Source organism: Streptomyces sp. NPDC006487, from assembly GCF_042870555.1.
GTDB lineage: Bacteria > Actinomycetota > Actinomycetes > Streptomycetales > Streptomycetaceae > Streptomyces.
This window is the reverse complement of sequence record NZ_JBIAHN010000010.1, coordinates 111,709-129,978: the sequence shown is the minus strand read 5'-3', so window position 1 is coordinate 129,978 and position 18,270 is coordinate 111,709. Positions and strand designations below refer to the sequence as shown.

Genomic DNA, 18,270 nt, shown 5'->3' with positions numbered 1-18,270 from the left:
GCGGTCGCATGAGCCCGGCGGCCCGGGGCCCTGCGGGGGCCCGGGCCTGCGGCTACTGCTGCGCAGCCGAGCGCGCCGCCATCGCCGCGCCCACGATGCCCGCGTTGTTCTGCAGCTCCGCCGGCACGATCCGCGCCCGGACGCCCTCGATCAGCGGCAGGAACTTCTCCGGCTTTCGGCTCACGCCGCCGCCGATGATGAAGAGGTCCGGGGAGAAGAGCATCTCCACGTGCGCCAGGTACTTCCCCACCCGGCGCGCCCAGTGCTCCCAGGTCAGCTCCCCGTCCTCCTTCGCCTTCACCGAGGCCCGCGTCTCCGCATCGTGGCCCTTCAGTTCCAGGTGGCCGAGCTCGGTGTTGGGCACCAGCCGTCCGCCCGTGAAGAGCGCGCTGCCGATCCCGGTGCCCAGCGTGAGCAGGATGACGGTGCCGTCGACCCCGCGCCCCGCCCCGTAGGCCATCTCCGCGACCCCGGCCGCGTCCGCGTCGTTCAGGACCGTCACCGGGCAGCCGTCCAGGCGCGAGGAGAGCAGCGCCGCCGTGTCCACCCCGACCCAGGCCTTGTCCATGTTGGCCGCCGACCGGGTCACCCCGCCCGTGACCACCCCCGGGAAGGTGACCCCCACCGGGCCCTCCCAGCCGAAGTGGCGCACCACCTCGACGACGCAGCCGGCCACCCCGTCGGGGGTGGCCGGCTGCGGTGTCAGCACCTTGTGGCGCGCCTGCGCCAGGTCGCCACGGTCCAGGTCCACAGGAGCGCCCTTGATCCCGGAACCGCCGATGTCCACGCCGAAGATCTCCATGGACTCACCGTACGAAAAGTCCCGCCGGAGCGCCCTGCCGAGGAGATGCCTACTTCTGTACGCCCGAAGCCGGGCCCGCACCCGCGCCCGGCGCCGCCACGAGCTCCGCCGCCTCCGCGCGCAGGTCGCGGCGCAGTTCCTTGGGCAGGGAGAAGACGATGGACTCCTCGGCCGTCTTGACGATCTCCACGTCCGCGTACCCGCGCGCGGCCAGCCACTCCAGCACCTCTTCGACCAGCACCTCCGGCACCGAGGCGCCCGAGGTCAGACCGACGGTGGTGACGCCCTCCAGCCAGGCCTCGTCGATCTCGCTGGCGAAGTCCACGAGGTACGAGGCCTGCGCGCCGGCGTCGAGGGCGACCTCGACGAGGCGGATCGAGTTCGAGGAGTTCTTGGAGCCGACGACGATGACGAGGTCGCAGTCCTTGCCCATCACCTTGACCGCCTCCTGGCGGTTCGAGGTGGCATAGCAGATGTCGTCGCTGGGCGGCGAGACGAGCAGCGGGAACTTGGTCTTCAGGGCGTCGACCGTCTCCATCGTCTCGTCGACGGAGAGGGTGGTCTGCGACAGCCAGACGACCTTCGACTCGTCGCGGACGGTGACCTTCTCGACGTCGTGCGGGCCGTCCACGATGGTGATGTGGTCCGGGGCCTCGCCGGAGGTGCCGATGACCTCCTCGTGGCCCTCGTGGCCGATGAGGAGGATGTCGAAGTCCTCGTTCGCGTAGCGGATCGCTTCCTTGTGGACCTTGGTGACCAGCGGGCAGGTCGCGTCGATCGTCGCGAGCTTGCCGCGCGCCGCCTCCTCGTGGACCACGGGGGCCACGCCGTGCGCGGAGAACATCACGATGGACCCCTCGGGGACCTCCTCCGTCCGCTCGACGAAGATGGCTCCCTTCCGCTCCAGGGTCTGCACGACGTACTTGTTGTGGACGATCTCGTGCCGCACGTAGACCGGCGCGCCGTACTGTTCGAGGGCCTTCTCGACGGCGATCACGGCTCGGTCCACGCCCGCGCAGTAGCCGCGCGGGGCGGCCAGGAGAACGCGGCGGGATGCGGGAGCGGGGGCGTCAGCAGTCATGGGCTCCATCGTACGGGGGTGTCCAGCAGGCCGGGGGTCGCCCGTTCGGCACAAACTGGGTCGAACATCCGCACCTGCCTTACCCCCGGAGGAAAGATGGCGTCCGCGACGGATCCCAGCACGCCGCCCGGCCCGCCCGGTCCGTCCGGTCCCTCCGGCGGCCCGTCCGCCGCGCCGGGCACCTCGCTGCGCCGCAGTCTCGGATTCCGGGACCTGGTGGTCTACGGGCTGCTCTTCATCGCCCCCATGGCCCCGGTCGGCGTCTTCGGCACCCTCGACGCCAAATCGCACGGTGCCGTCGCCCTCGTCTACCTCGTCGCGACGGTGGCGATGGCCTTCACGGCCTTCTCCTACGCGCAGATGGTGCGCGTGGCCCCGCAGGCCGGCTCCGTGTTCACGTACGCCCGCAAGGGCCTCGGCGAGGGTCCCGGGCTGATCGCCGGCTGGATGGCGATGCTCGACTACCTGCTGATCCCGGCGGTCGCCTACCTCTTCTCCGGCATCGCCATGAACGCCCTGGTCCCGGAGGTCTCCCGGTGGGTGTGGACGGCCCTGGCCGTGGTCGTGACGACCCTGCTCAACCTGTGGGGCGTACGGGCCGCCGCCCGCGTGGGCTTCGCCGTGCTGGCCATGGAGATCGCGGTCCTGCTGGTGTTCCTGGTCTCGGCGGTGACCGTGCTGGTCCGGGGCGCGGAGCACCGCGCCTGGCTCTCCCCCTTCACCGGGGACGGCTCGCTCGGCGGGTTCTCCACGGCCGCCGTGCTCGGCGCGGTCTCGGTCGCGGTCCTGTCCTACCTGGGCTTCGACGCCATCGCCTCCTTCGCCGAGGAGGTCACCGGAGGCAGCGCGAAGGTGGCCCGGGCGGTGCTGTTCTGCCTGGCGCTGACCGGCGTGCTGTTCATCGCCCAGACCTATCTGGCGGCCCTCCTGAGTCCCCTCTCGGCGGCGGAGCTGGCGGCCGACCCGGCGAAGCAGGGCCCGGCCTTCTACACGACCGTCGAAGCCTCCGTGGGCATGTGGCTGCACGACCTGGTCGCCGTCAGCAAGGCCATCGGGGCCGCCTTCGCCGCGCTGGCCGGACAGGCCGCGGCCGGCCGGCTGCTCTTCGCGATGGCCCGCGAGCGGCGGCTGCCCCGCGTGCTCTCCCACACCTCGCACGGGACCCCGCGCCCGGCCCTGCTGCTGGCGGCGACGGTCACCCTGATCGCGGCCGTGTGGGCGGCCCGGCGGGACGACGGGCTGGACCACCTGGTCTCGGTGGTGGACATCGGGGCGCTGGTGGCGTTCACGCTGCTGCACGCCTCGGTGGTCGGCTGGTTCGTGGTCAAGCGCCGCGAGGGGGCTCCGAACTGGTTCAAGCACCTGGTGATCCCGGTCCTCGGCGCCGCCGTGACCATCACGGTGATCGTCGAGGCCTCGCGGACGGCGCAACTGGTGGGGGCGGTGTGGCTGCTGGCGGGCCTGTGCGTGCTGGTGGCCCAGCGCGGGCGGCGCGGGCAGGATCAGGGCTCCCGGCCCGACGCCGGTGTCGGCGCAGGCGGTTAGCCTGCGTGCATGGGTCTGAATTCGTCGGCTGACGCGCCGCTGCCGGTCGGTCAGGTGTCCCGGCTCATCGGGGGCTGGATCGACAAGCTCGGTCAGGTGTGGGTGGAAGGGCAGATCACGCAGCTCTCGCGGCGGCCGGGAGCGGGGGTGGTCTTCCTGACGCTGCGCGATCCCTCGCACGACATCTCCCTCAGCGTGACCTGCTTCCGGCAGGTCTTCGACGAGGTCGCGGACTCCGTGACGGAGGGCGCGCGCGTGGTCGTGCTCGCCAAGCCCGAGTGGTACGCCCCGCGCGGGCAGCTGTCCCTGCGGGCCACCGAGATACGGCCCGTCGGCATCGGCGAGCTCCTCGCCCGGCTGGAGCGGCTCAAGCGCTCCCTCGCTTCCGAGGGGCTTTTCGCGCTGGACCGCAAGAAGCCGCTGCCGTTCCTGCCGCAGCTGATCGGGCTGGTGGTGGGTCGTGCCTCGGCGGCCGAGCGCGACGTCCTGGAGAACGCCCGGCGCAGGTGGCCGGCGGTCCGCTTCGAGGTCCGCAACGTCGCGGTCCAGGGGGTGCACGCGGTGCCCCAGGTGATCCAGGCGGTCAAGGAGCTGGACTCCATGCCCGAGGTGGACGTGATCATCGTGGCCCGCGGCGGCGGCAGCGTGGAGGATCTGCTGCCCTTCTCCGACGAGGAGGTCGTACGGACCGTCGCGGCGGCCCGTACGCCGGTGGTCTCGGCGATCGGGCACGAGCCCGACTCCCCGCTGCTGGACCTGGTCGCGGACCTGCGGGCGTCCACGCCCACGGACGCGGCGAAGAAGGTGGTCCCGGACGTCGGCGAGGAGCTGGAGCGGGTGCGCCAGCTGCAGGGCCGGGGGCTGCGCGCCGTGCGCGGGCTGCTCGACCGGGAGGAGCGGGGGCTCGCGCATGCGCTCGCGCGGCCGGTCTTCGTCCATCCCCAGCGGATGGTGGAGACCCGGGAGGCGGAGGTGGACGCGCTGCTGGCGCGCGGCCGCCGGACCCTGGGGCACTTGCTGGACCGGGCCGATTCGGAGCTGGCGCACACGCTCGCCCGCGTGGTGGCACTGTCCCCGGCGGCCACGCTGGAGCGCGGGTACGCAGTGCTCCAGCGGGGCGACGGGCACGTGGTGCGCTCGCCCGAGGACGTGTCGGCGGGCGATGTGCTGCGGGCGCGGGTGGCGGAGGGAGAGTTCTCGGTGCGGGTCGCCTCGGCCGAAGGGCCCTCGTAGGCAGGTCGCTTGACCGGCAGATCGCTTCACACTGCCGCAACAAATTTCGGTGTACTACACAGTTAAGGTGGGAGCGGGAATGGCAGAGACCGATACGGCGCTGGGGTACGAGCAGGCCCGGGACGAGCTGATCGAGGTCGTCCGCAAGCTGGAGGCCGGCGGCACCTCGCTGGAGGACTCCCTCGCACTCTGGGAGCGCGGCGAGGAGCTCGCGAAGGTGTGCCGCCACTGGCTGGAGGGGGCCCGCGCCCGGCTGGACTCGGCGCTGGCGGCGCGCGAGGCGGCCGAGGGGGCCGGCGGGGAGTGATCCCGCTCACCCGGAAACAGATTTAGTTGAATTTTCATCTACTTTCGTCGTAGTCTCTGGGCATCGCTTCAGTCCCGTACAGAAGAAGGCTTTCCGATGTCTCTCGTTCTCGACGCCGCCGCTCAGGACCTCCTCTTCCGTGAGGCCCGCACCGCCAACACGTTCTCCGACGAGCCGGTGACCGAGGAGCAGGTCCAGGCGATCTACGACCTGGTGAAGTACGGCCCGACCGCCTTCAACCAGACGCCGCTGCGCATCACCCTGGTCCGCTCTCCCGAGGCCCGCGAGCGCCTCGTGAAGCACATGGCCGAGGGCAACCAGGCCAAGACCGCCGCCGCCCCGCTGGTCGCGATCCTGTCCGCGGACAACGAGTTCCACGAGGAGCTCCCGCAGCTGCTCCCCCACTTCCCGCAGGCCAAGGACGCCTTCTTCTCCGCGCGCCCGGTCCGCGAGCAGTCCGCGCTGGTCAACTCCGCGCTGCAGGCCGCGTACTTCATCATCGGCGTCCGCGCCGCCGGCCTGGCCGCCGGCCCGATGACCGGTCTGGACTTCGCCGGCCTCCAGAAGGAGTTCCTGGACGACGACCACACCCCGCTGATGGTGATCAACATCGGCAAGCCGGGCGAGGACGCCTGGTTCCCGCGCTCCCCGCGCCTGGAGTTCGACCAGGTCATCACGACCGTCTGAGGCCGGCCCCGCAGGCGGTGAACGAAAAGGCCGCGCTCCCCGGAATCCCGGGGGCGCGGCCTTTTCGCGTCGTACTGCGTCGTACTGCGTCGTACTGCGTCGTGCCCTACGAGCCCTGCTTGAACTCCAGCGCCGCGGCCATCGCGCCGAGCTGCTCGAAGGAGGCCGTCCCGGTCACGACCGTGACGTAGCCCTGCTCCTTGCGCACGAGGGCGTCGTACTTCTCGCCGTCCCAGCGCTCCCAGACCTGGTCCCCGACCTGCTGGGTCTCCCCGGTGGCCTGCGCCTTCCGGGTGACCTTCCCGATGTACTTGTCCGTGGCGTCCGCGGACTGCTCCACCGCCACGTACTGCTGTGCCGGGTCCAGGAAGCCCAGGTGCCAGGCGCTGGCCTCCTTGCGCGCGTACCCGACGGAGGTCGCCCGCCACTCCGGCGGCAGCCCGACGGGCACCGCCACGGGGTACGGGGCCGCGCGCCGGGCCGTGAGGCTTTCGACGCGGTAGTCGACCACGTTCGTCGGATCGGCCTTCTCGTCATGTGGGATGACCAAATAGATCCCCCCGACCACGAGCCCGATCACCGCCAGCGACCGGACCATGTCCACGACCGTCTGCTTGCCCTTCATACCTGCCACGACACCATCGTCCCGCATGGCTCCGGGCGATCACCGCCGGGGTCGCAATGGCGCGCCACGGGCGGCGCAAGATGTCCGCTCAGGACAATCGGCTGACCGATATGGCGCTCATACGTGACCCGGTCTGCTCAATATGTCGACGTACCGATAGAGTCCAGGGACCCTCACTCCCGGCCGTCGCCGTACAGAAAGGTGCGCTCCGATGACCGAGCACAACCTGCCGCCCCAGCTCGAAGTCTCTCCGGAGGCACCCGACCGCAACCTCGCCCTGGAACTCGTACGGGTCACCGAGGCCGCCGCCATGGCCGCGGGCCGCTGGGTCGGACGCGGTGACAAGCTCGGCGCCGACGGCGCTGCCGTCAACGCGATGCGCACCCTGATCTCCACCGTTTCGATGAACGGCGTCGTCGTCATCGGCGAGGGCGAGAAGGACGAAGCCCCGATGCTCTTCAACGGCGAGCGGGTCGGCGACGGCACCGGTGCCGAGGTCGACATCGCCGTGGACCCCATCGACGGCACCACCCTGAACGCCAAGGGCATGCCGAACGCCATCGCCGTTCTGGCGGCCGCCGACCGCGGCACCATGTTCGACCCGTCCGCGGTCTTCTACATGGAGAAGCTGGTCACCGGTCCCGAGGCCGCCGACTTCGTCGACATCAACGCCCCGGTCTCCGTCAACATCCGCCGCGTCGCCAAGGCCAAGAACATGGCCGTGGAAGACGTCACCGTGATCATCCTCGACCGCCCCCGCCACGAGGGCATCGTCAAGGAGATCCGCGAGACCGGCGCGCGCATCAAGTTCATCTCCGACGGCGACGTCGCCGGCTCGGTGCTGGCCGTCACGGAGGACAGCGGCATCGACCTGCTGCTCGGCATCGGCGGCACCCCCGAGGGCATCATCTCGGCCTGCGCGATCAAGTGCATGGGCGGCACCATCCAGGGCAAGCTGTGGCCCAAGGACGAGGCCGAGCGCCAGAAGGCGATCGACGCGGGCCACGACCTGGACCGCGTCCTGTTCACGGACGACCTGGTCTCCGGCGACAACGTGTTCTTCGTCGCCACCGGCATCACCGACGGCGAGCTGCTGCGCGGCGTCCACTACCGCTCGGAGACCGCGACGACCTCCTCGCTGGTCATGCGCTCGAAGTCGGGCACGATCCGGCAGATCGACTCGACCCACCGCCTCTCGAAGCTCCGCGCGTACAGCGCGATCGACTTCGACCGCGCCAAGTAGGCCACGGGCGGCACGGCATCACGGAAGGGGCGCTCCCGCGTGCGGCGGGGGCGCCCCTTTGCCGTTCGTCTTTGCCGTTGCCGTTCGGTTGTCGTTGTTCTTGCCGTTCGGTTGTCGTTGTTCTTGCCGTTGGTCCGCTGCCGGCCCGCGCGGCGCGGAGCCCCGCGCCGCCTACGAGGCTTCGCGCAGCTCCACCGCCCGGCGCCGCCGGCGGGCCAGCACCACCCGGCGCTCGGCGGCCGTCAGCCCGCCCCAGACCCCGTAGGGCTCGGGCTGGATCAGCGCGTGCTCCCGGCAGGCGACCATGACGGGGCAGCGGGCACAGACCCGCTTGGCGGCGTCCTCACGGGACAGCCGGGCCGCGGTCGGCTCCTTGGAGGGGGCGAAGAAGAGCCCGGCCTCGTCGCGCCGGCACACCGCGTCCGCGTGCCATGGGCCGTCCTCTTCCCTGGCCGGCACCCGAGGCTTCGGCACGACCGCCGCCGGGCGCCCCTGGAGACTCTGGACGGCGGCTACCTGCAGGGACTGGCGCGGCGGATGCGGCACGGTCTACTCCTGACGACGTATACGCGAGCGAGAGAGGCGACGCACCTGTCCCTACCCGCTGTGGGCGCCCCTATGCACCGTGTGCCGCCGATCCGGCCGGTTCGACCGAAAGGTGCTCCCGCCCGGCCCGGCCCCTCGTGCCCCTTCCCGGCCCCGCCCGGCCGCGCCCCCGTCACCCGGACGTCACGCGGCGGACGGCGTCCAGCCGGGGCTGCGGCCCAGGAAGGCGAGCAGCGCACCGGCCGGATCAGTGTCCGGATCGGGCGCGGGGGTGAGCGCCGGGGCGTACGCGAACCCGCGCAGCGGCTCGGCGAGCACCCGGGCGGCCGGGCTCAGGGCCGCCGCGAGGGCGGGCGTCAGCGGAGAGGCCTGGCCGGTGGCGACCGCAAGGTCCCAGGCGTGGACGGCCGCGTCGAGGGCGGCCGCGGCGACCGCGGTCTCGGCGTCGAGGGTGAACGGAGGCAGCGGGACGGCCACCTCCGCGGTGCCGGGCGCGACCCCGGCGAAGGCCTCGGCGGCGGCGTCGAGGGCGGGCTCCAGCAGCTCCGCGGGGCTGCCGGCCAGGGTGCCGGTGGGCGCGAAGGGGTCCTCCGCCGGTCCCGGCCCGCCGGTGAGGCGGCCCGCGTAGGCGAGCTGGTCGCCCGCCGCGTGCTGGAGCACTTGGCCGACATTCCACTGATCGCACGGTGTCGGTGCGCTCAGGGCATCGGCCGGTATGGCGACGGCGACGGAGCGCAGCGCCGCGTGCGCCTGGTCGAGCAGGTCCCACTTGGATGCGGTCATGAGCCCGACCTTACGAGCACCTACCGGCCAAGGGGGCTGATTTCAGCTCCAGTTGCCCGCGTGTCGGCCTTACCGGGCGCCCTCCAGGCCCTTGCGGAGCCTGTTCGCCAGGTCCACCAGGCGGGCGCCGAGCTTGGGGCGGGCCTCGATGTTGCCCAGCAGCGCGAAACCGCGGACGATCACGACCGGGGCCTGCGGGTCGGTCTCCACGCGCCCTTCGCCCCGGACCTCGAAATTGCCGAGGACCCCGCTGCCGTAGCCGCGCAAGGTGACATTCTCCGGGACCAGGATCTCGACGTTGCCGAGGATGCTGGTCACGTTGATCTCGGTGACCTGTTGCTCGAAGACCGCCTGGGTCAGGTCGATGCTGATGTCACCCATGACGGAGACCGCACGGGTGTGCGCGCCCGGCCGCCAGCGCCCCTTGCGGGAGGAGCTGCTGCACACGGCCACGATCGTCTCGACCGGGGCGCCCGCGGGTGCTCCCGCGTACGCGGGCTCCTGCCGGCTGCCGGCGCCGGGCGCGGGCAGGTCCCGTACGAGCACGTCCAGCTCGGCGACCGTCTTCAGCGCGTACAGCGAGTCGAGCCGGTCCGAGTGCTCCTCGGCGGTCAGCCGTCCCTCGGCCACGGCGTCGGCGAGGATGTGCGCGATCCGGTCCCGGTCCGCATCGGAGGCGCGCAACCCGGGGGCGGGCACGGGGGCCGGCGCGGGGGCCGGCGCGGGGGCCGGCGCGGATGAGGGCTGCTTTTCCAGGTCCACGCACCCCAGCATAGCGAGACACGATAGATCGCGATACCGGCCAGTGAGCCTTACCTCACAACAAAAGCCGCCGGAAGAGGTCCTACGCTGGTTACCGCGCTGCCAAACGGTCGTCAGCGCCGTCTGCCGAGTGAGGGAATGACTGCCGTCATGCCAGAGTTTGCGTACACCGACCTGCTGCCCCTGGGCGAGGACTCCACCCCGTACCGCCTGGTGACCTCCGAAGGCGTCTCCACCTTCGAGGCCGACGGCCGTACCTTCCTCAAGGTCGAGCCCGAGGCGCTGCGCAAGCTCGCCGAAGAGGCCATCCACGACATCCAGCACTTCCTGCGCCCCGCGCACCTCGCGCAGCTGCGCCGGATCATCGACGACCCCGAGGCCAGCGCGAACGACAAGTTCGTCGCCCTCGACCTCCTGAAGAACGCGAACATCGCGGCGGCCGGCGTCCTGCCGATGTGCCAGGACACGGGCACGGCGATCGTGATGGGCAAGCGCGGCCAGAACGTCCTGACGGAGGGCGCCGACGAGGCGGCCCTGTCCCACGGCATCTACGACGCGTACACCCGCCTCAACCTGCGCTACTCACAGATGGCCCCGGTCACCATGTGGGAGGAGAAGAACACCGGCTCGAACCTGCCCGCGCAGATCGAGCTGTACGCGACCGACGGCGGCGCGTACAAGTTCCTCTTCATGGCCAAGGGCGGCGGCTCCGCCAACAAGTCCTTCCTCTACCAGGAGACCAAGGCGGTCCTCAACGAGGCCTCCATGATGAAGTTCCTGGAAGAGAAGATCCGCTCGCTCGGCACCGCGGCCTGCCCGCCGTACCACCTCGCGATCGTGGTCGGCGGCACCTCGGCGGAGCACGCCCTCAAGACCGCGAAGTACGCCTCGGCCCACTACCTGGACGAGCTGCCCACCGAGGGCTCCCCGCTGGGCCACGGCTTCCGCGACGAGGCCCTGGAGCAGCAGGTCTTCGAGCTGACCCAGAAGATCGGCATCGGCGCGCAGTTCGGCGGCAAGTACTTCTGCCACGACGTCCGCGTCGTCCGCCTCCCCCGCCACGGCGCGTCCCTCCCGATCGCGATCGCCGTCTCCTGCTCCGCGGACCGCCAGGCCACCGCGAAGATCACCGCCGAGGGCGTCTTCCTCGAGCAGCTGGAGCGGGACCCGGCGCGCTTCCTCCCGGAAACCACGGACGAGCACCTCGCCGAATCCGAATCCGCGGACGTGGTCTCCATCGACCTGAACCAGCCGATGGAAACGATCCTCGCGACCCTCACCCAGCACCCGGTGAAGACCCGCCTCTCCCTCACGGGCCCGCTGGTCGTGGCGCGCGACATCGCGCACGCCAAGATCAAGGAACTCCTCGACTCCGGCGCGGAGATGCCGCAGTACCTGAAGGACCACCCGGTCTACTACGCGGGCCCCGCGAAGACCCCCGAGGGCTACGCCTCCGGCTCCTTCGGCCCGACCACGGCCGGCCGCATGGACTCCTACGTCGAGCAGTTCCAGGCGGCGGGCGGCTCCAAGGTCATGCTGGCCAAGGGCAACCGCTCCCAGCAGGTCACCGACGCGTGCGGCAAGCACGGCGGCTTCTACCTCGGCTCCATCGGCGGCCCGGCGGCGCGCCTCGCCCAGGACTGCATCAAGAAGGTCGAGGTCCTGGAGTACGAGGAGCTCGGCATGGAAGCCGTCTGGAAGATCGAGGTCGAGGACTTCCCGGCCTTCATCGTGGTCGACGACAAGGGCAACGACTTCTTCCAGAACCCGGCCCCGGAACCCACGTTCACCCACATCCCGGTCCGCGGCCCGGGCCTGTGACCTGACGAACGCAGAGGGGCGCCGCGCCGCATGGCGCGGGGCCCCTCTTGTCTTGTCTTGCGTTCTACTCGGCAGCGGGGTCGGCTCCGCCGGAGGTACGCGCGATGCTGTCGTCGATGTTCGCGAGGACCTTGCGCGTGATGCTGAGCTCGTAGTTGAGGAGCTTGCGGCCGAATTTCCCCGGCCCCCGCTCATAGCGGGCCCTCCCTCGCTCCGAGGTGAAGGCGGACGCGGGAACCGCGTCTTGCCCCTCCGGGATGAACTTGAACACCTCTTCAACGGCAGCCAGCGCACTCACCATCGCACCCCGGTACTTGTGGTGTTCAGATTCAGGCGAGTTCAGCACCCCCAGGCTGGCCCAACGGCCGAACCGGTCCGCGACCTCCGCGAACTCACCGGGATCGATGATCTCGGACGGCTCGGCACCACCGTAAGCAGGCGGAGGCGGCGGAATCTCCACCGCCATCACGAACTCGAAGCGCCGGTCCCGACCACAGCCACGACACACACCCTCATACACCGCCACGAGGTCATCGCCGTGCTGCTCCAGGTGATGCCGACGCTCGAAATCCGCACCCCCACACTCACAGGGGTGGAGATCCATATACAGGTGCGCTTCCGACGAAGAGCGAGCTCTCAACATCACCCAGCGGCCGCGTCAGCTCCGCCCGACGGGCGCGCGACGCTGTCGATGGCTTCAAGGGACCGGCGCGTAATGTCGAGCTCGATCTCAAGGATTTCACGCGTGAAATTTTCTGGGTCCTTCTCGTAGCGGGCCCTCCCCCGCGCAGAGGTGAAGGCGGACGCGGGCACGGCGTCCTGGCCCGCCGGGATGAACTTGAACACCTCTTCGACGGCAGCCAGCGCACTCGCCATCGCACCCCGGTACTTGTGGTGCTCGGACTCAGGCGAGTTCAGCAACCCGATCCCCGCCCAACGACCGAAGCGGTCCGCCACCTCGGAGAATTCGCCGGGGTCGATGATCTCGGACGGCTCGGCACCACCGTAAGCAGGCGGAGGCGGCGGAATCTCCACCGCCATCACGAACTCGAAGCGCCGGTCCCGACCACAGCCACGGCACACACCCTCATACACCGCCACGAGGTCATCACCGTGCTGCTCCAGGTGATGCCGACGCTCGAAATCCGCCCCCCCACAGTCACAGGGGTGCAGGTCCATGTACAGGTGCGCTTCCGACGAAGAGCGAGCTCTCAACATGGCATGATCTTAAAGTCTGTTGTGCGATGTGCATATGACGCTTCCTGGGGAGGGGCATCACATGGAGCCGTCGGCCTACCCTCTGATGGGTACCGGGGCCCTACCGCCATACCAGTCCGGACAGCAGGCCGAGCTCGTTTCGGCTGCAGCCCAGGACATGGAAGGGGTGGCCGCCGCTGTCCTGCGCGAGCGGCTCGGTGGCTTCCAGTCGCTTCAGGACGGGGCGGGGCGCCAGCATTTCAAACTGCTGGACGGCAACGGCGACGAGGCGACCATCTGGGTGGACGCCGTTCCGCTGGAGGCCGAGGGAATCGTCGCCACGGCGACGAACACCAAGTCACAGAACTACGTGATCCTCGTCTCCGATCGCCTTCCGCGCGAACTGCTGGGACGGGTACTCGCCCACGAGCTGGGCGAACTCACCACGGTGCGTCAGCGAGCGGCCGAGGGCCTGACTCCCGTGCGGGAGGATCTCCTCCGCGAAGGTCCCGAGCTCCCGGCCGAGCGGGAACTGTCCGCCGCAGACATGGGACGCATTGGCGAGCTCGACTGGCTTGCCTCACGGCAGGCAGACCCTGACCTTTCGCCGCAGGAGCAGGCAGCCGCGCGGGCCGAATTCTCTGCGCTGCTCGACCCGTACGGAATCCGGCCGACCGCCGCAGTGGATCACGAGGCATTTTCCTCACAAGCGAACGCGGCGGTCCACCGGCTCAGGGCGTCAGTCGGACAAATGTCCCCTGCTTCCAAGCGCCTCGTCAGAGACCTCGCCCATCCCATAGAGCAGCTCAACCCCGCCGACGCCACCGCACTCCAGGCCTCCCGCGAGGCCGCCACCCGCGCCGAGCGGCAGGTCGCCGCGTTCATCGGGCGGCGCGAGGTCACCATGGCCATGCCCGGCTACGACCAGAACGGGCTCCCGCTGCCGCGCGACCAGACCGGGGTCGCCGTCGGCGAGTGGTCGGCGTGGCGGACGCATGTCAGCGAGCAGACCGACCAGAAGCTCCAGGAGCAGATCGCGCGCGGGGAGACCCCGGTGCGCAAGGTGACGATCGGCGGCGGGGCGAGCCTCAGTGGCCGGGACCCGGAGGCGTTGCTGGTCGATGCCGTCGGGCGGTGGCAGCGGGATCCCGGCGTCGGGATCGTGCAGTCGGCGGATCAGGACCGGGATCTGGCCCAGTGGATGGGAGTGGACCCCTACGCGGCGGTGGACGACCCCCGCAAGCGGGTGCCCATCGACGCGGTCCGGGTGTGGGAGGACCAGCTGGCCACCCAGGGCGACATGGTGAACGGGCACGCGCGACTGGAGCTCGGCGAGAACGGCGAGCTCGTCGCCGAGATCAACACCCTGGGCAAGGACGGTGTCGCGACGGGGAAACCCCTGCAGGTGACCTGCGACGGCACGCCCGTCGTGGCGACCGGTCTGCCGCCGGAACTCGTACCCGGAACCGTGCGCGACCAGCGCGGCCGGCCAGGGGTGGAGAGCCGGGGCGAAGCCCTGCGGCTGGTCGGGGACCGGCTGCGGGAGCTCGAGGGCGAGGGTGTCGCCGGGGCGGGCGAATTGCGCGCCTCGCTGCAGGAGGCCGAGCGGGGCGGCGCCGACACCCGGACCGTCCTGGAACAGCTGGATGCGTCCCCGCTGAACGAACTGCTGCGGGCCGGTCCGGACGGCAGCCCCGCCACCCGCATCGAGGGCTGCTTCGCGGTCCTGAACGCGACCCAGAAGTGGGAGGCCGCGCGCGAGGACGCTCCCGGGCGGGCGCTGATGGGCGACGAGGTCGCCGACAACCGGTTCGACGCGCGCGACGCCGATCACTGGATCATCGCCGGATCCGGCGGAACCGGCGTCGCGAACGCCGAGATCATCCTGCGTGAGAACCCGAACGCGCGGGTCACCATCATCGGTCGGGGCAATCCGCCGCCCGCCCTGGCCCACCAGGTGCAGTTCGACGCGATGGACGCCGAGTGGGGCAAGGAGAACGGCGACGGGCGGCTGGAGTTCGGCTACGCGAGCATCGGCGACATCGAAACCGTCCGGGGCGAAGACGGGCGGACCCGCTTCCGGATGACGTACAAGACCAGCCAGGAGGAGAACGCGGAAACGGTGACGGTCGACGCGGACGGCTACGTCGCGAGCCTGGGCCGTACGAACCCGCTGCCCGCCGCCGTCCAGGGTCTGGCGGACCAGGTACGGGACCGGGGCGGCCAGGTCAGGGGGGACCTGATGTTCGACCGGGACGACCAGTACATCGGCTACGGCCTCACCTTCGACGTGGACGGCAAGGAGCATCGGGTCGACGTCGACGGCGCGGCGTCCTGGCAGCTGCCGCGCGAGGTCTTCCCCCCGGAGAACGGACTCCAGCAGGAGCTGAACGCGATGGGAACGCGCGCGCTGCCTTCCGAGACGGGCAACGCCGCGCCGGGGTTCGCCCCCATCGCCCGGCAGAGCGCGCTCCGGGCACGGGCCGTCGCGCAGGTGCGCGAGGGGGACACTCAGGCGGTACAGCGGCTGGAGACGGTGCCGGACCGCTGGAAGCGCCCTTCCAAGCCTGCCCGGAGCACCCCGGCCACGACCGTGGCCCGGGAGGACCCGGCCGCCGCCGTGGACCGGGAAGCCCCCACGCTTTCGGCTGCCGCCATCGACCCGGCGGCCACCGCGCCCCCGGCCGCCACGGTCGACTCCGCGACTCCGGCGACTCCGGCCACCCCGGCAGCCCCCGCGACCCCGGCCGCCCCCGCACCCCCCGTGCCCAAGACACCCCCCGCGCCCGAGGCGGCCCCGCCCGGCCGGGGGGCGCCCGGGGGGCACCTCTGGCAGCTCGGCGTCGCCCGGCCCGGAAAGGGCGGGCCCCCGACCCCGCCGGCGTCCGGCCAGGGCCCCCCGCCCCCGGAGACCGGCCCGACCCGCCCGGGCCTCGGCCACGGGGACTGACCGGGCGGGGGCCGGGGCCCCGTACCGACGGCCGAGCAGGGTGCGCGGGGTGCGCGGAGTACGCAGCGTGCGCGGGGAACCGTCACGAACTGTTCGGCCGTCGGTGGAGCACGCTGCACCGGCCCGGTCATCGCATCCGGTTACCGTCTACTCCATGACGCAGCCGTTCCCCTCCACCGCGCGCGCCACCCGCGTGGTCGCCCACCGCGGTGCCTCCCACGAGCACCCCGAGCACACCATGGCCGCCTACCGGCAGGCCATCGCCGACGGGGCCGACGCGCTCGAGTGCGACGTACGGCTGACCGCCGACCACCGGTTGGTCTGTGTGCACGACCGGCGGGTCGAGCGGACCTCCGACGGGCGCGGGGTCGTCTCCGAGATGACGTACGAGGAGCTGCGCGCCCTCGACTTCGGGGCGTGGAAGGGGCCCGGCCACGCCGGGGCCCGGGTGCTGCTCTTCGAGGACCTGGTCAAGGAGGCGCTGGCCGCGCCGTACCCGGTCGGGCTGGCCGTGGAGACCAAGCACCCCACCCGCGCGGGCGGCCGGCTGGAGGCCGAGCTCGTGCGGCTGCTCGGGGAGTACGGGCTCGCCGACGGCTCCGCCGGCCGCGTCGAGGTGATGAGCTTCTCCCGGACCGCGCTGACCCGGATGCACCGCCTCGCGCCGGGGCTGCCGGCCGTGTACCTGATCGAGCGCAGGGTCCGTCCGGTCCGGCCCCCGTACGCCACCCACGCGGGCCCGGGCATCGAGCTCGTACGGCGGGATCCGGGGCTGGTGGGCCGGCTGAAGGCGAAGGGGCTCGAGGTCCGCGTATGGACCGTGGACGAGCCCGAGGACGTGGAGCTGTGCGTGCGCCTGGGCGTGGACACCCTCATCACCAACCGCCCCCGGGACGTACGCAAGCTGCTGCTCGACATGTGAGCACCCGGCCGGGGTGCGCCGGCCGGGTGTGGGGGGTCGTCTGGGTGTGGCTGTCGTCCGGACGGGGCTGTCGTCCGGGCGCCGGAACCTACGGGGTGCGGGTCCGGAGGGGGTTGCCGGAGCGGGTTGCCGGAGGGGTTACGCGAAGCGCTGGTTGGCCGAGCCGTTGCAGGTCTGGAGGCGCAGCGGCTCGTGGGCCGCGGCCACCGTCAGGCACATGCCCGGGGCGGCGGCGGGCCTGAAGGTGGCTCCGTCGCGGACGAACTGCTGGTTGGCGCCGCCGTGGCAGTTCCAGATGATCAGTGCGGTGCCGCCGCCGTAGTTGGCGCCGGGTGCGTCCAGGCAGCGGTCGTGGGTGAGCTCGACGTGCAGGGACTTCTTCGCGGAGTCGTACCACCAGCCCTGGTTGCGGCCGCCGTGGCAGTCCCAGCCAAGGACCTTGGTGTTGTTGGCGCTGGCGCCGCCGTTGGAGTCGACGCAGTTGCCCGTCGCCTCGTTCTTCAGCGGCTTGTAGAGGTCGTCCCAGGCCCCGGCCTGCAGGACGGGGGTGCCGGTGCTCGCCGGGTCGGCGCAGGAGGCCTCGCGCAGGCCGGAGGAGTAGAGCTGGGTCAGACAGGACGCGAAGGCGCCGTGGCCGCGGTAGTTGGGGTGGAAGGACTGCCGGGCGGTGTTCTCGTCCCACGGGAAGTGGTCCCCGAGGTCGAGGTAGAGGCCGCGGGCCCAGGTGTCCTCCATGCAGACCTCGTGGCCCTGGAAGAGACGCGAGTTGTCGAGGTAGGTCGCGCCCGCGGCGAGGGCGGCCGCGCGCATGCCCTTCTCGAAGGTGGGCACCGCGTAGTTGCGGCCCCAGGCGGCATCGGAGTCGTAGCCGGCGCAGCCTCCGGGGAGCTTGCCCGGGAAGTCGGGGTTGTCGTTGAAGTCGGGGCCGATCGGGCTGGGGTAGCCCATCACGACCAGTTTGTAGTCGGTGTCGGCGTAACCGGCGTCGCGCATGACAGTCTTGAGGTCGCCGATCGTCGACTGCACCTTGGGCTTCAGCCCGTCGACGCGGGCCTGCCAGCCCGGGCCGTACTTCGGCTCGCAGGTGCCCTGGCTGAGCACCCATCGGGTGACGCAGTCGGTCATGACCGGGCCGAACTGCAGGTCGTCGTTGGCTCCGGCGACCAGCAGTACCATCTTGATCTTGGTGTTGCGGGCCTTGATGGCCAGGCTGTCGCTCTGCACCAGCTCGTCGGCGTACTGCTTGCTGCCGCCGATCTTGATGTTGCCCGTGTAGCCGCCGGAGCAGGCCGCGTTGAAGGTGTAGTCGGCCGCGATGCCGGTGCGGTGGATCGCCGCGTCGGGCGAGCGGTGGCACTGGTTGGACGAGGTGTTGGTGGCGGGGTCGTAGTTGCCGACGCCCTCGCCGGAGATCTCGCTGTCGCCCAGCGAGATCAGACCGGTCTTGCGGTCCGCGAGGGGGCGGATCGCGGAGTCTCCGTAGATCTTGACGGCCTCGGCGGCCCGGATGGCCTCCAGTTCGGGCGTGAGGGGCGTGACGGCGGCCCCGACGGCGGCCCCCGCGGAAGACCCGGCGGTCGTCGCCGCCTGGGCCATGGGGGTGATGGCGGTGACGCCCCCGAGGGCGGCCGCGACCGCCGCGACGGCGGCAAAGGTAGATCTGAACCTGGATTGTGTACGGACACGTGCCATGAGCGCCTCCCCGATCTCAGTGTTACCCCCGGTATTTACTGGCCAGTAGGCGAGTTGGGAACAGTCCGAACAAG

17 protein-coding genes are annotated in these 18,270 nt (G+C 71.2%); 8 read left to right on the top strand and 9 right to left on the bottom strand.

Annotated features, from left to right (window positions below; all coding sequences use genetic code 11):
* Nucleotides 1–52 precede the first annotated feature (52 nt).
* Entirely contained in the window at nt 53–802 is a 750-nt protein-coding gene (gene ppgK / locus ACFYM0_RS18920; protein WP_388502636.1) for a polyphosphate--glucose phosphotransferase, read from the bottom strand.
* Between the two features lie 49 nt (nt 803–851).
* Nucleotides 852–1,892, bottom strand: coding sequence for a 4-hydroxy-3-methylbut-2-enyl diphosphate reductase (locus ACFYM0_RS18915; protein ID WP_388502633.1), 1,041 nt, complete (start codon nt 1,890–1,892; stop codon nt 852–854).
* Between the two features lie 87 nt (nt 1,893–1,979).
* Here ACFYM0_RS18915 and ACFYM0_RS18910 point away from each other — a divergent pair, with 87 nt between their 5' ends.
* From ACFYM0_RS18910 to ACFYM0_RS18895, 4 genes are all read left to right on the top strand, one after another.
* Complete coding sequence (locus ACFYM0_RS18910; protein ID WP_388502631.1) at nt 1,980–3,428, top strand: APC family permease; 1,449 nt, start codon at nt 1,980–1,982, stop codon at nt 3,426–3,428.
* A gap of 9 nt (nt 3,429–3,437) precedes the next feature.
* Complete coding sequence (xseA, locus tag ACFYM0_RS18905; protein ID WP_388502629.1) at nt 3,438–4,661, top strand: exodeoxyribonuclease VII large subunit; 1,224 nt, start codon at nt 3,438–3,440, stop codon at nt 4,659–4,661.
* Between the two features lie 79 nt (nt 4,662–4,740).
* Entirely contained in the window at nt 4,741–4,968 is a 228-nt protein-coding gene (locus tag ACFYM0_RS18900) for an exodeoxyribonuclease VII small subunit (RefSeq protein ID WP_250742764.1), read from the top strand.
* Between the two features lie 96 nt (nt 4,969–5,064).
* On the top strand, nt 5,065–5,655 hold the full coding sequence (locus tag ACFYM0_RS18895) for a malonic semialdehyde reductase (protein ID WP_388502626.1): 591 nt from the start codon (nt 5,065–5,067) through the stop codon (nt 5,653–5,655).
* A 106-nt stretch (nt 5,656–5,761) separates the two neighbouring features.
* Here ACFYM0_RS18895 and ACFYM0_RS18890 read toward each other — a convergent pair whose 3' ends face one another.
* Nucleotides 5,762–6,280, bottom strand: a complete 519-nt coding sequence (locus ACFYM0_RS18890; RefSeq protein WP_388503032.1) for a DUF4245 domain-containing protein — start codon at nt 6,278–6,280, stop codon at nt 5,762–5,764.
* 211 nt (nt 6,281–6,491) lie between these two features.
* Between ACFYM0_RS18890 and glpX the strand changes: the two genes are divergently transcribed.
* Complete coding sequence (glpX, locus tag ACFYM0_RS18885) at nt 6,492–7,523, top strand: class II fructose-bisphosphatase (protein ID WP_243335787.1); 1,032 nt, start codon at nt 6,492–6,494, stop codon at nt 7,521–7,523.
* 171 nt (nt 7,524–7,694) lie between these two features.
* Here glpX and ACFYM0_RS18880 read toward each other — a convergent pair whose 3' ends face one another.
* The 3 genes from ACFYM0_RS18880 to ACFYM0_RS18870 all read right to left on the bottom strand — a co-directional run bounded on the left by ACFYM0_RS18880 (nt 7,695) and on the right by ACFYM0_RS18870 (nt 9,614).
* Nucleotides 7,695–8,069: a WhiB family transcriptional regulator gene (locus ACFYM0_RS18880; protein ID WP_374323290.1), complete on the bottom strand. Its 375-nt coding sequence runs from the start codon at nt 8,067–8,069 to the stop codon at nt 7,695–7,697.
* 183 nt (nt 8,070–8,252) lie between these two features.
* The gene (locus tag ACFYM0_RS18875; RefSeq protein WP_388502624.1) at nt 8,253–8,852 is read right to left on the bottom strand and encodes a TIGR03086 family metal-binding protein; all 600 of its coding nucleotides are present in this window, start codon (nt 8,850–8,852) and stop codon (nt 8,253–8,255) included.
* A gap of 69 nt (nt 8,853–8,921) precedes the next feature.
* A complete protein-coding gene (locus tag ACFYM0_RS18870) occupies nt 8,922–9,614 on the bottom strand; it encodes a DUF1707 domain-containing protein (RefSeq protein ID WP_388502622.1) in 693 nt (230 codons plus the stop codon).
* A gap of 150 nt (nt 9,615–9,764) precedes the next feature.
* Here ACFYM0_RS18870 and ACFYM0_RS18865 point away from each other — a divergent pair, with 150 nt between their 5' ends.
* On the top strand, nt 9,765–11,435 hold the full coding sequence (locus ACFYM0_RS18865) for a fumarate hydratase (protein ID WP_388502620.1): 1,671 nt from the start codon (nt 9,765–9,767) through the stop codon (nt 11,433–11,435).
* Between the two features lie 64 nt (nt 11,436–11,499).
* On the opposite strand, the gene ACFYM0_RS18860 is transcribed toward ACFYM0_RS18865, so the two are convergent.
* A complete protein-coding gene (locus tag ACFYM0_RS18860) occupies nt 11,500–12,039 on the bottom strand; it encodes a hypothetical protein (RefSeq protein WP_388502618.1) in 540 nt (179 codons plus the stop codon).
* A gap of 38 nt (nt 12,040–12,077) precedes the next feature.
* Nucleotides 12,078–12,653 carry a hypothetical protein gene (locus ACFYM0_RS18855; RefSeq protein WP_388502616.1) on the bottom strand — a complete coding sequence of 192 codons (576 nt, stop codon included), beginning with the start codon at nt 12,651–12,653 and terminating at the stop codon, nt 12,078–12,080.
* 166 nt (nt 12,654–12,819) lie between these two features.
* On the opposite strand from ACFYM0_RS18855, the gene ACFYM0_RS18850 reads away from it, so the two are divergent.
* Both ACFYM0_RS18850 and ACFYM0_RS18845 read left to right on the top strand, forming a co-directional pair.
* A complete protein-coding gene (locus ACFYM0_RS18850; RefSeq protein WP_388502613.1) occupies nt 12,820–15,582 on the top strand; it encodes a hypothetical protein in 2,763 nt (920 codons plus the stop codon).
* Nucleotides 15,583–15,736: 154 nt separating this feature from the next.
* Entirely contained in the window at nt 15,737–16,504 is a 768-nt protein-coding gene (locus tag ACFYM0_RS18845; protein WP_388502611.1) for a glycerophosphodiester phosphodiesterase, read from the top strand.
* 138 nt (nt 16,505–16,642) lie between these two features.
* Here the strand turns inward: ACFYM0_RS18845 and ACFYM0_RS18840 are convergent, their stop codons facing one another.
* Nucleotides 16,643–18,196 (bottom strand): ricin-type beta-trefoil lectin domain protein, encoded by a 1,554-nt coding sequence (locus tag ACFYM0_RS18840; protein WP_388502610.1) that lies wholly within the window; start codon nt 18,194–18,196, stop codon nt 16,643–16,645.
* Nucleotides 18,197–18,270 lie beyond the last annotated feature (74 nt).